The organism is Nocardiopsis lambiniae, assembly GCF_031845465.1.
Lineage (GTDB): Bacteria > Actinomycetota > Actinomycetes > Streptosporangiales > Streptosporangiaceae > Nocardiopsis > Nocardiopsis lambiniae.
The window spans coordinates 358,033-369,707 of record NZ_JAVREP010000002.1 but is presented as its reverse complement, the minus strand read 5'-3'; the positions used below and the strand labels follow the sequence as shown (position 1 = coordinate 369,707).

The following is an 11,675-nucleotide window of genomic DNA, read 5'->3' as shown; positions in this document are numbered from 1 at the left end:
CGCCCCCCGAGGAACCACTGGCGCGGCCGGGCCGATCCCCGGCCGCGCCCCACCCGTCGCGGCGCGTCCGTCCGCGCTTGTCTTCTTCGAGGTCACCATGCTCCGCAAGCCTCTGCTTCTCGCCGCCAGGTCCACCACCTGCCGCCGGATCGTCGAGCGCACTCCCATCACCCGTGCCATGGTCCACCGGTTCGTCGCCGGTGAGGACCAGGTCACCGCCCTGCCCGTCGTCGAGGCCCTCGGCCGGGACCGCCTGGTCACGCTGGACTTCCTCGGTGAGGACACCGAGGACCGGACCCAGGCCGAGGCCACCGTCCTGGCCTACGAGGACCTGTTGGCCGCGCTGGGCGAGGCGGGTCTGGGCGACCGCGCCGAGGTCTCGGTCAAGCTCTCCGCGGTCGGTCAGTTCCTGGACCGCGACGGCGAGAAGATCGCGCTGGAGAACGCACGTCGCATCGCCGAGGCCGCCGAGGCCATCGGCACCACGGTCACCCTCGACATGGAGGACCACACCACCACCGACTCCACCCTGGGCATCCTGCGCGAGCTGCGCGAGGACTTCCCGTTCGTGGGCGCGGTGCTCCAGGCCTACCTGCGCCGCACCGAGGCGGACTGCCGCGACCTGAGCGGCGCCGGCTCCCGCGTGCGCCTGTGCAAGGGCGCCTACGACGAGCCCGAGTCCGTGGCCTTCCGCGACAAGCACGAGGTCGACAAGGCGTACGTGCGCGCCCTGCGCGTCCTCATGGAGGGCGACGGCTACCCGATGGTGGCCTCGCACGACCCGCGGATGATCGCCATCGCCGGTGAGCTGGCCGTGGCCAACGGCCGTACCGCGGAGGACTACGAGTACCAGATGCTCTACGGCATCCGGGACGAGGAGCAGAAACGCCTGGCCGCCGAGGGGAAGCGCATGCGCGTCTACGTTCCCTACGGCACCGAGTGGTACGGCTACTACATGCGCCGTCTGGCGGAGCGTCCCGCGAACGTGCTGTTCCTGGCGCGCTCGCTCATCACGCGCGACTAGACCGCGGGACCGCGTGGTCGACGGGTGCACGGGCCGGGGTCCCCGCCCCGGCCCTTCCCCTCTGTCCGGGGAACTCCGTTTCCCAACGGTGACCAGAGCCGTGGAACGTCGGCGAAAGCCCGTACGTTACCTTGTGGGCAGTAATCCACGGTATTTCGAAAGGTCTTGACTGGACATGCGGATGCGCAGCTCCAACCCCGTTCTCAAGCGGGCGCTCCAGCAGGCCGGCCCGGCAGGGTACGGCCAGCAGGGCTACGGTCAGCAGGGTTACGGACAGCCGTACCCGCAGCAGGGCTACCCGCAGCAGGGTTACCCCCAGCAGGGCTACGGCCAGCCCTATCCCCAGCAGGGGCACCCGCAGCAGTCGTACCCGGGCGGTCCCGCCCAGGGCTTCGGCGAATCGCGGATGACCATCGATGACGTCGTCGTGCGCACCGGGATGTCGCTCGGTCTCGTCGTCGTCACGGCCGTCATCAACTACTTCCTCTTCCAGTCCTCTCCGGGCCTGGCCATGCTCCTCGCGATCGTGGGCGGCCTCGGCGGACTGGTCCTGGGCCTGGTCGTCGGTTTCAAGGGCATCGCCAACCCCGTCGCCACCCTGGTCTACGCGGCCCTCGAAGGCCTGCTCGTCGGTGGCCTCACCGCCATCCTGGCCGGCACCCTCGACGCCACGCAGGGCGCCGGCTCGGGCGGTGTGCTCGTCACCCAGGCCGTGCTCGGCACCTTCCTGGTGTTCGGCGTCATGCTGGCGCTGTACAAGTTCCGCATCATCAAGGTGACCGACGGTTTCGTCAAGGTCGTCGCCTACGCCTCCATGGGCGCCCTCGCCCTGATCCTCGTCAACTTCGTCGCGAGCTTCTTCATCTCCGGTGGCATCGGCATCCGTGAGCCCAGCCCGCTGGGTCTGATCGTCAGCCTGGTGTTCATCGTCATCGCGGCCTGCACCCTGGCACTGGACTTCCGGGGCATCGAGGAGGGCATCAACGCCGGTGTCCCCGACAAGACCGCCTGGCTGTTCGCCTTCGGTCTGACCGCCTCGCTGGTCTGGCTCTACATCGAGATCCTGCGCCTGCTCTGGATGCTCAAGACGATGTTCGGCGAGTAGCACTCCCCGGAGTCGATCCACGAGGGGCCGTCCCGGCGATGCCGGGACGGCCCCTTCGTCGTTCCCCGGTGCCCCCGAACGGGGGTGGGGGTCGCTTCGGTCAGGCCGTTCGCGGGCTCGACTCGCGTTCGCGGCGCGGCGCGGGGATGGAGCGGTTCCGGCGACGGCGGTCGTATTCGGTGACGAGGGCCTGGGCGTACCACGGGGGCAGCTCGTACTCGTCGGCGAGCCAGTTGGCCCGGTCGGAGCAGCGGAGCAGTCCCGGACCCTGGTCGAGGGCGTCGAACCACTCGTGGATTTCGCGGCCGGTGACGGCCGGGATGCGTTCGATGAGCTTGGCGTGGATCTCCGGCGAGTGGGTCACCGGCATGGGCACCTCCGGCAGTGCGTGTGGAGTAGGACGCTTACCAGCGACACTGCATCAGGATCACGATATGGACAAGTGCTGGACGCCGGCTTTTACCTTGTGTGTGCGGGAACGTTTGCGGAGATGCACTAAGCAACCGATCCCGGTGGGACTGTCCGGCGCACGCACGTGTTCCGGAGTCCTCGAAGCGGAAGGGGCGAACACCTCGAAACCGCGATGGTGTCCGAAAAAGGAGAAGAGGGCCCGGGGCGTACGCCCCGGGCCCTCACCGTGTGAGGGGAACGGTCAGCTCAGGCGCTCGAAGACGGCCGCCATGCCCTGGCCGCCGCCGACGCACATGGTCTCCAGACCGAAGGTCTTGTCGTGGAACCGGAGACCGTTGATCAGGGTGCCGGTGATGCGCGCACCGGTGCTGCCGAACGGGTGGCCGATCGCGATGGCGCCGCCGTTGACGTTGAGCCGGGAGTCGATGTCCACGCCCAGCCGGTCCGCGGAGGGCAGGACCTGCGCGGCGAACGCCTCGTTGATCTCGACCAGGTCGATGTCGCCGATGGCCATGTTCGCGCGGGCCAGGGCCTGCTTGGAGGCCTCGACCGGACCCAGGCCCATGATCTCCGGGTTCAGACCGGTCACACCGGTGGACACGATCCGGGCCAGCGGGGTCAGACCCAGCTGCGCGGCCTTGGTGTCGCTCATGATGACCACCGCGGAGGCGCCGTCGTTGAGCGGGCAGGCGTTGCCGGCGGTGACGGTGCCGTCGGGACGGAAGACCGGCTGGAGCTGGGAGACCTTCTCGTAGGTGGTGCCGCGGCGGATGCCGTCGTCGGTGGTGACCACGGTGCCGTCCGGCAGGGTGATCGGGGTGATCTCGCGCTCCCAGAAGCCGTTGTCCAGGGACTTCTCGGCGAGGTTCTGGGACCGGACGGCGAACTCGTCCTGGCGCTCGCGGGAGACGCCGGTGATCTGGGCGACGTTCTCGGCGGTCTGGCCCATCGCGATGTAGGCGTCGGGCAGGGCGCCGTCCTCGCGCGGGTCGGTCCAGGCCGGGGCGCCGGCCTCCGCGCGCTTGGCGGTGCGCGCCTTGGCGTCGGCGAAGAGCGGGTTCTCGTTCTGGGGGTCGTCGCTGCTGCCGTGGGCGAAGCGGCTCACGGTCTCCACCCCGGCGGAGACGAACACGTCGCCCTCTCCCGCCTTGATGGCGTGGAGGGCCATCCGGGTCGTCTGGAGGGAGGAGGAGCAGTAACGGGTGATGGTGGTGCCCGGCACGGTGTCCAGGCCGAGCTGCACGGCGACCACGCGTGCCATGTTGAAGCCCTGCTCACCGCCGGGCAGACCGCAGCCGAGCATGATGTCGTCGATGGTGGTCGGGTCCAGCTGGGGGACCTTGGCCAGGGCGGCGCCGATGACCTGTGCGGCGAGGTCGTCGGGGCGGATGTCCTTGAGCGAACCCTTGAAGGCGCGCCCGATCGGGGACCGGGCGGTGGCGACGATGACGGCTTCGGGCATGGCTGCGTCCCTATCGGAGTGGTGCTACGGGCGTGACCGCTCGGTGCCCGGGCGGGCGGTGATGCCGGTCACGGCATGTCTTGTTACCAGTCAGTAAACCCGGAGGTCGCCCTCCCGCGCCACCCGGGGTCGGGGTTGTCCGTGATCTCACCGATCCCGGAATTCGGTGGACGCCCCCTCGCCGGAGCCGCCCGTGTCCGCCGACACCGGCTCCTGCCGGTCGCCGGACGGCTCCCGCGGGGGCCACAGCGGTCGGCGGACCAGCGCGGCCCACCGGCCGCGACGGCCCCGCGTCGGGTCGCCGGCACGTGACACCTCCGTGCCCGGGTTCTCCGCGGCGACCACGGCGGCCCGGTCCACCGGCAGGATGCCGCCGACCGGGAGCGTATCGAACTCGGGGAGCAGCCCCAGCGCCGCGCACACCGACGGCAGCAGGGCGGAGGCCGCCTGGGCGTATCCGTGTGCCGACGGGTGGAACCGGTCGGGGCCGAACATGAGGGAGGGGTCGTCTCGGAAGACGTCGACGAGCAGGTCGCTCAGGGACACCGTGCGACCGCCCACCTCGGTGACCGCGATCGTCTGCGCGGCGGCCAGTTGGCGCGAGGCGCGGCGTGCCACCGAGCGCAGCGGCCACCCGATGGGGCGCACCGTGCCCAGGTCGGGGCAGGTCGCCACCACCACGGCCGTGCCGTGGTCCACCAACGATCGGCAGGCCTCGCGCAGATGGGACACGGCGTCGCTGGGCCGCACCCGGCGGATGACGTCGTTGGCGCCGATGAAGATCACGGCCACGTCGTAGCGGGTGGCCTCCGCCAGGGCGCCGGACCGTTCGATCTGCCCGGCCAGAGTGGCCGAGGTCGCCCCGGGGAACGCCGTGCAGCGCAGCCGCACCGGCCGGTCGGCCGCGTTGGCCAGCCCCGTCGCCAGCAGGACGCCGGGCGTTCGGGCGGCGGTCTCCACCGCGAAGCCCGCGGCCGTGGAGTCGCCCATCATGAGCATGCGGATCGGTGCCCCGGAGCCATGGCCGTGGATCCCGTCGACGGGGGGCCGCGCCCACTCGGTGACACCCACCGCCCGGCGGGCCAGCCGGGCCTGGAGGTAGAGCAGGGCGAGCGTGCCACCGCCCACCAGTGTGAGTCCGCCACCGCCGAACGCGGTGGCCGCGGCTATCCGCCGTGCGCGTGCGGCACGCAGCATGGGACGACCTCCACGGCCTCTGACCCCCGCCCCGCGACCCTGTGCGGCGAGCCGGTCGGACCCCTGAGGTTACCGGCGGTGAACGGCGCGGTCACGTACCACGGCGGAACGGGGTTCGAACTCCGGGGGAGGCTCTCCCTCACCTCGGGGACACCCCCTTGCCGCTCCACCGGACCACCTCGTCCCGCGGTCGGCGAACGCGCTGATCGGGGACGTTAGAGTCGGGTTGAGACGGGCCGGACCGGCCCCACGGCCCCGGGGCCACGCCTTCCGGGGCGTTGAGGAGAACGGCGGGCCGACGACCCGGTCGCCACGATGCAAGGGAGCATGAAGTGCGGGTATACGACTCACTGATCGATCTGGTGGGGAACACCCCGCTCGTCCGGTTGAGGAAGGTGACCGAGGGCCTGGGGCCGAACGCGCCCACGGTGCTGGCCAAGGTCGAGTACTTCAACCCCGGCGGTTCGGTGAAGGACCGCATCGCGCTGCGCATGGTCGAGGCCGCGGAGAAGAGCGGGGAGCTCAAACCGGGCGGCACCATCGTCGAGCCGACCTCCGGCAACACCGGCATCGGCCTGGCCATCGTCGCCCAGGAGAAGGGCTACCGCTGCGTCTTCGTCTGCCCGGACAAGGTCGGCCCGGACAAGCTCTCCGTGCTGCGCGCCTACGGGGCGGAGGTCGTGGTGTGCCCCACCACGGTCGCCCCCGAGCACCCCGAGTCCTACTACTCGGTCTCGGACCGGTTGGCCGGGGAGATCCCCGGAGCCTGGAAGCCGAACCAGTACGAGAACACGAACAACCCCGAGTCGCACTACCACTCCACGGGTCCGGAGATCTGGGAGCAGACCGAGGGCCGCATCACCCACTTCGTGGCGGGCATCGGCACCGGCGGCACCATCAGCGGCACCGGTCGCTACCTCAAGGAGATCTCCGGCGGCGCGGTGAAGATCGTGGGCGCCGACCCGGAGGGTTCGGTCTACTCGGGCGGCTCCGGTCGTCCCTACCTGGTGGAGGGCGTCGGCGAGGACATCTGGCCGGGCACCTACGACACGGGGATCTGCGACGAGATCATCGCTGTCAGCGACAAGGACTCGTTCCTGATGACCCGCCGCCTGGCCCGTGAGGAGGCCCTGCTGGTGGGCGGTTCGTGCGGGTTGGCCGTGCAGGCCGCGCTGCGGGCGGCGCGGAACGCCGGCCCCGACGACGTGATCGTGGTGCTGCTGCCCGACGGCGGACGCGGTTACCTGGGCAAGATCTTCAACGACGAGTGGATGGCCGACTACGGCTTCCTGTCCGCGGAGACCGAGGAGGCCACCGCGGGCGAGGTGCTCGCCGCCAAGGGCGGGGAGCTGCCGGACTTCGTGCACGCCCACCCGGACGAGACCGTGGGCACGGCCGTGGCGATCATGCGCGAGTACGGCGTCTCCCAGCTCCCGGTCATGAAGGAGGAGCCGCCCGTGATGGCGGCCGAGGTGGTCGGTTCGATCGCCGAGCGCGACCTCCTGGACGCCCTGTTCGACGGTCGGGCCCAGCTGGCCGACCAGGTGGAGGATCACATGGGCCGCCCGCTGGCCACGGTCGGCACCGGTACTCCGGTGGGCGACTGCGTGCGCCTGCTGCGCGACTCGGGTGCGCTGGTCGTGCTGCGCGACGGCAAGCCCGTGGGCATCCTCACACGTCAGGACCTGCTGGCCCACCTGTCGAACTGACACGGCATCGCCGCGCGGGGCCCGGACGGCGCTCGGAACCGAGCGTTGTTCGGGCCCCGGTGCGAACGTATCGGGCATGGATGCGCATACTCGAACACTGTTAATGTTCGCGGCGAAGCTACTGGCAGGTAATACATGGGGGCTCGCGTGTCGCGGCTGTTGTCCTGGATCATCCGTTCCCTCTGGTCGTACGCGCGCGGTCACGCGGAGATCCGTTCCGGCTCCAGGGCCGCCCGCAGGTTCGCGGGGTTCGGTGACGGCTCGGCCATCGCCTTCCCCACGGCCACCCTCTACGGCGAGCCCTGGATCGAGATCGGGGCCTTCACCGTCCTGGGCGGGGACATGACCCTCGCCGCCGGGATGGGCCCCGACTACGACCTGGGCCCCGGCACGGTCGTACGTATCGGCTCGGGATGCGCCATCGGGCGCGGCTCGCACATCGTCGCCCACAAGTCCATCGACATCGGTGACCACGTGTACACCGGCCCCTACGTGTACATCACCGACCAGAACCACTCCTACGCCAGCACGGAGATCCCGGTCGGCCTCCAGTGGCCCGTCGACGACCCCGTCAGCATCGGCGCCGGCACCTGGATCGGCGCGAACGCGGTGATCCTGCCCGGCGTCCACCTGGGCCGCAACTCCGTCGTGGCGGCCGGCACCGTGGTCCGCCCGGGCACCTACCCCGACCACGCCGTCCTCGCGGGCATCCCCGGTAAGGTCGTGCGCACCCACGACCCCGAACTCGGCTGGCAGCCGCCGCTGCGCGACATGGGCACGCCGACCCGGGTGCCCACCCCCGCCGCCGGGCCGCTCCCGAGCGCCCCCGCCGATCCCCCGCGGCCCGGTTCGCCGACCCGGTTCCCGCCCGCCTGATCCGTTCCGCTTCGCACCTCCGCTCCGCGTCGGCCCCGCCCCTCGCCCACGACCGCGCCCCGAGGCCTTTCCCACGCCGGGCTCCGGTGGACGCCCTGACGGGAGGCCGGCGGCCCCGGGCCCGAGGCGCCGGATCGGCGCGTTGACGCAGGAGGGGGCCCTTGTGGAAAACGGGTCGGAAGACGCCCGTGGGCACTATCGTGATCCCATGAAGTTCGATGGATTCGAGACGCTGGCCATCCACGCGGGCCAGGAACCGGACGCCGGTACCGGGGCCGTGGTGGTGCCGATCTACCAGACCAGCACCTACGCCCAGGACGGTGTGGGCGGGCTGCGCGAGGGCTACGAGTACTCGCGCACCGGCAACCCCACGCGAACCGCGCTGGAGGAGTGCCTGGCCGCGCTGGAGGACGGCGCGCGCGGCCTGGCGTTCGCCTCCGGCATGGCCGCCGAGGACACCCTGCTGCGCACGGTGCTGTCCCCGGGCGACCACATCCTCATCCCCGGCGACGCCTACGGGGGCACCTTCCGTCTGGTCTCCAAGGTGGTGGAGCGCTGGGGCGTCACCTGGGACGCGGTCGACCAGAGCGACATCGAGGCGGTGCGGGCGGCGGTCCGGCCGCAGACCAAGGTGATCTGGACCGAGACGCCGACCAACCCGCTGCTCAACATCACCGACATCGAGACGGTCGCGCGGATCGCGCACGACGCGGGCGCGATCCATGTCGTGGACAACACGTTCGCCTCGCCCTACCTGCAACGGCCGTTGACCCTGGGCGCGGACGTGGTCGTCCACTCCACCACCAAGTACCTGGGTGGGCACTCCGACGTCGTCGGCGGCGCGCTCGTGGTGTCCGACGCCGAACTGGGCGAGCGGCTGGCCTTCCACCAGAACACCATGGGGGCCATTCCGGGCCCCTTCGACTCCTGGCTGACCCTGCGCGGGGTGAAGACCCTGGGCGTGCGGATGGACCGGCACAGTGCCAACGCCGAGCGTGTCGTGGCCGCGCTGGAGGGCCACCCGGCGGTGCGGCGGGTCTACTACCCGGGGCTGGACGCTCATCCGGGGCACAAGATCGCCGAACGGCAGATGCGGTCCTTCGGAGGGATGGTCTCCTTCGCTCTGCGCGACGGGGAGAAGGCCGCTCTGAAGGTGTGCGAACGGACGCGGGTCTTCACCCTGGGCGAGTCCCTGGGCGGGGTGGAATCCCTGATCGAGCACCCGGGGCGGATGACGCACGCGTCCACCGCCGGTTCCCCGCTGGAGGTTCCGGCGGACCTGGTCCGGATCTCCGTGGGCATCGAGTCGGCCGACGACCTGGTGGCCGATCTGTCGCAGGCGCTGGAGGGCTGAGGACCGTGGTCCCGCGGGTCCTCTCCCGGGGGACCCGCGTCTCGATCCCGGGGGACCGCGCCGCGGTCATGCCGCGCGGGCTCTGCGGCGACGTTGCCGGGCCCGACGCGGCGCTCCTGCTCTGTCGGCGACACCTCGTCGTGCCGCGAGGGCGACGCTCCTGGAGCGGCCTCCGGTCAGACGGTGGTGGGCGTACGGTCTCGTCCGGTGGCGGGCGTGGGAGCGGTGACGCGTCGGCGGGGAGCGGTGTTGGCGAAGCGCAGGCCGACCACGAGGCTGCCGGTGCGGGACAGGGGGCTGTTGTCGTCCTCCTCTCGGAGGGAGCGGTAGCTTCCCCGGTTGTCCTGACGGCGGATGCCGATCGAGATGGCGAGGAGGAAGCCGGCCGCCACGGCCAGCAGGACGACGCCGACGAGGGCGATGAGGATGGGGATCATGACCTGGTCTCTCCGGAGTGTGGGTTCCTTGTCCATTCGGGGTGCCGCCACCGGTCGGTGGGGCCCGGTACCGCGAGTGCGGATCCGTCTGCGTGCGAGGGGTGATCGGTTCCGGTTCTGAGATCGTCCCTTTTCTTCGTGGCCATCGGGGATCGCCGCCGTGTACTCAGGGTGGCCTTCACATAAGATGGGTTCATTCAAACTGGACGAACCTGTTTGGCTGGTGTACCGATCACCTTGTTGGTACAAGTTAGGTTGTTGGTCTAGTGCTACCCCCTTGAGGGCTGATTCATGCGGGCAGAAAGCAGATATCGACAGATCGCCCGGGCGTTGCGGCGGGAGATCCACGAGGGGAGTCTGCCCCTCGGTGGGCAGCTGCCCTCGGAGAAGCAGCTGGAGGAGCGTTTCGACGCTTCTCGCAACACCGTCAGGCTGGCCCTCGGCATGCTCCGCAACCAGGGCCTGATCGTCAGCCGTCCCGGTCGCGGGCACTTCGTCCAGGACGTCGTCCCCGAGACCTTCCACGCCAACCGGCCCAAGGGCGCCGACCGGTTCAACGAGTCCAACATGGCCGGACAGACCCTCGAAGAGCTCCAACTCCTCAGCGCCAACGCCGACCTCGCCAGCCGGTTGCGGGTTCCCGAGGGGGAGATGACCGTGGTCCGGAGGATGTACCGCTTCTCCGGCGAGATCTCCGGTTCCATCAGCTCCGCCTACTACCCCATGGACCTCGTCCAGGGCACCCCGCTCATGCTGCCCGAGGACGTGGAGAGCGCCCTGTCGGTCCTGGCCGAACACGGGCACCGCCAGGTCGGGTTCGTCGACGAGCTGGAGACCCGCATGCCCAACCCCACCGAGGCCTCCCAGCTGGAGCTGCCCCCGGGGGTCCCGGTCCTGTGGGTGCACCGCACCGACCTGTCCGAGGAGCGCCCGATCCGCGTGGTGGAGACGGTGTACGCCGGGCACAGCATCCGCTACCAGTACGAGCACGGTGACATCAGTGCCTACCACCGCGACTGACCCGCCCCTCGCCCACCATCACCCTCGACGGACGGCCTTCGTGCGGTGCTCCGGCCCGTGCGTCCGGGAGGGGTCCGTCCCCGAGGGGCGGATGTTCCTCCGGTGGGCTGCACTCCCCGGAACGGAGAACCCCGGGCGGGTACCGTCCGTTGAGGGTGCGAGGGAACGGGGATCGTGCGCGCAGCGCGGGACCGGGCGCACGTGCCCCGACGGCCAACGACGACCGGACGAACGGGACCGAGTACACGCATGAGCACGTCGAAGAAGACCGTGGTCGCCGACCATCTGCGCGAGGCCCTGTCACGCGGTGAGTACCGGCCGGGCGAGCGCCTACCGGGGGAGGAAGAGCTCGCCGAGCAGTTCGGCGTGTCCCGGGCCACCGCCCGACTCGGTATGCGGATCCTCCAGGACGAGGGGATCATCGCCATCCAGGCCGGGCGCGGCGCCTACGTCGCCGACCACCGGCCCATCATCCACCTGGCCACCCCGGTGTCGGGCGGTACCGACTCCGAACGTTTCGAGGACGGCTACCAGCCGCACCTGCGCGAGGCCGGATACGACCAGGTCGAGCAGCGGATCAAGGTCAGCCTCGACACCATGCGGCCCAAGGTGACCAAAAGGCTGCGATGGGGCGGCGCGGAGCAGGGGCCCAACGGAGGGCTGGTCGTCATCCGCTCCTGCGACCGTTTCGTGGAGGGCGGCCTGTGGCAGTCCCAGGTCACCTATTTCCCTTTCACGATCGCCAGCAACACCCTGCTCATGTCCCCCCAGCACATCGAACAGGGCGTCGCGTCGGTGCTCCAGGAGCTCGGCCACCGGGAGGAGTGGAACTGGGACATCGTCGGTGCCCGCATGCCCTCCCAGGACGAGGCGGACTCCTTCAACCTGGGCCCGGGCATCCCCCTGCTCGTCCACGAAAGGGTGGTCTACGACGGCGACCGACCCTTGCGCTTCACCGAGACGATCATGCCCGCCAACCGCCACCAGCTCCTGTACTCCGGCGGTGACGCCCCCGAGGAACTCCTGTTGATGGCCTCCGACGTCAACATCTTCGAACGCTGAACCCGCCCGTGCGCGCGC

Annotated in this window: 11 protein-coding genes; 7 read left to right on the top strand and 4 right to left on the bottom strand. The window is 70.5% G+C overall.

The annotated features are described in order from the left end of the window. The first annotated feature begins 97 nt into the window (after positions 1-97). Both RM479_RS05980 and RM479_RS05975 read left to right on the top strand, forming a co-directional pair. The gene (locus tag RM479_RS05980) at positions 98-1,024 is read left to right on the top strand and encodes a proline dehydrogenase family protein (RefSeq protein WP_311510698.1); all 927 of its coding nucleotides are present in this window, start codon (positions 98-100) and stop codon (positions 1,022-1,024) included. Between the two features lie 175 nt (positions 1,025-1,199). Next, positions 1,200-2,129, top strand: coding sequence for a Bax inhibitor-1/YccA family protein (locus RM479_RS05975; RefSeq protein ID WP_274809349.1), 930 nt, complete (start codon positions 1,200-1,202; stop codon positions 2,127-2,129). A 100-nt stretch (positions 2,130-2,229) separates the two neighbouring features. Here the strand turns inward: RM479_RS05975 and RM479_RS05970 are convergent, their stop codons facing one another. From RM479_RS05970 to RM479_RS05960, 3 genes are all read right to left on the bottom strand, one after another. After that, positions 2,230-2,499: a DUF4287 domain-containing protein gene (locus RM479_RS05970; RefSeq protein ID WP_274809348.1), complete on the bottom strand. Its 270-nt coding sequence runs from the start codon at positions 2,497-2,499 to the stop codon at positions 2,230-2,232. A 282-nt stretch (positions 2,500-2,781) separates the two neighbouring features. After that, the gene (locus tag RM479_RS05965; RefSeq protein WP_311510697.1) at positions 2,782-4,002 is read right to left on the bottom strand and encodes an acetyl-CoA C-acetyltransferase; all 1,221 of its coding nucleotides are present in this window, start codon (positions 4,000-4,002) and stop codon (positions 2,782-2,784) included. 147 nt (positions 4,003-4,149) lie between these two features. Next, positions 4,150-5,199 carry an SGNH/GDSL hydrolase family protein gene (locus RM479_RS05960; RefSeq protein ID WP_311510696.1) on the bottom strand — a complete coding sequence of 350 codons (1,050 nt, stop codon included), beginning with the start codon at positions 5,197-5,199 and terminating at the stop codon, positions 4,150-4,152. A gap of 332 nt (positions 5,200-5,531) precedes the next feature. Between RM479_RS05960 and RM479_RS05955 the strand changes: the two genes are divergently transcribed. The 3 genes from RM479_RS05955 (at position 5,532) to RM479_RS05945 (ending at position 9,138) form a co-directional block, all read left to right on the top strand. Continuing rightward, the gene (locus tag RM479_RS05955) at positions 5,532-6,908 is read left to right on the top strand and encodes a cystathionine beta-synthase (RefSeq protein ID WP_274809345.1); all 1,377 of its coding nucleotides are present in this window, start codon (positions 5,532-5,534) and stop codon (positions 6,906-6,908) included. Between the two features lie 135 nt (positions 6,909-7,043). After that, positions 7,044-7,784, top strand: a complete 741-nt coding sequence (locus RM479_RS05950) for an acyltransferase (RefSeq protein ID WP_274809344.1) — start codon at positions 7,044-7,046, stop codon at positions 7,782-7,784. A 208-nt stretch (positions 7,785-7,992) separates the two neighbouring features. Beyond that, positions 7,993-9,138, top strand: coding sequence for a cystathionine gamma-synthase (locus RM479_RS05945; RefSeq protein WP_311510695.1), 1,146 nt, complete (start codon positions 7,993-7,995; stop codon positions 9,136-9,138). Positions 9,139-9,314: 176 nt separating this feature from the next. Here the strand turns inward: RM479_RS05945 and RM479_RS05940 are convergent, their stop codons facing one another. Then, complete coding sequence (locus RM479_RS05940) at positions 9,315-9,575, bottom strand: hypothetical protein (RefSeq protein ID WP_311510694.1); 261 nt, start codon at positions 9,573-9,575, stop codon at positions 9,315-9,317. A 291-nt stretch (positions 9,576-9,866) separates the two neighbouring features. Here RM479_RS05940 and RM479_RS05935 point away from each other — a divergent pair, with 291 nt between their 5' ends. Beyond that, positions 9,867-10,595: a GntR family transcriptional regulator gene (locus tag RM479_RS05935; protein ID WP_311510693.1), complete on the top strand. Its 729-nt coding sequence runs from the start codon at positions 9,867-9,869 to the stop codon at positions 10,593-10,595. Positions 10,596-10,844: 249 nt separating this feature from the next. Further along, on the top strand, positions 10,845-11,657 hold the full coding sequence (locus tag RM479_RS05930) for a GntR family transcriptional regulator (RefSeq protein WP_311510692.1): 813 nt from the start codon (positions 10,845-10,847) through the stop codon (positions 11,655-11,657). Positions 11,658-11,675: the final 18 nt, after the last annotated feature.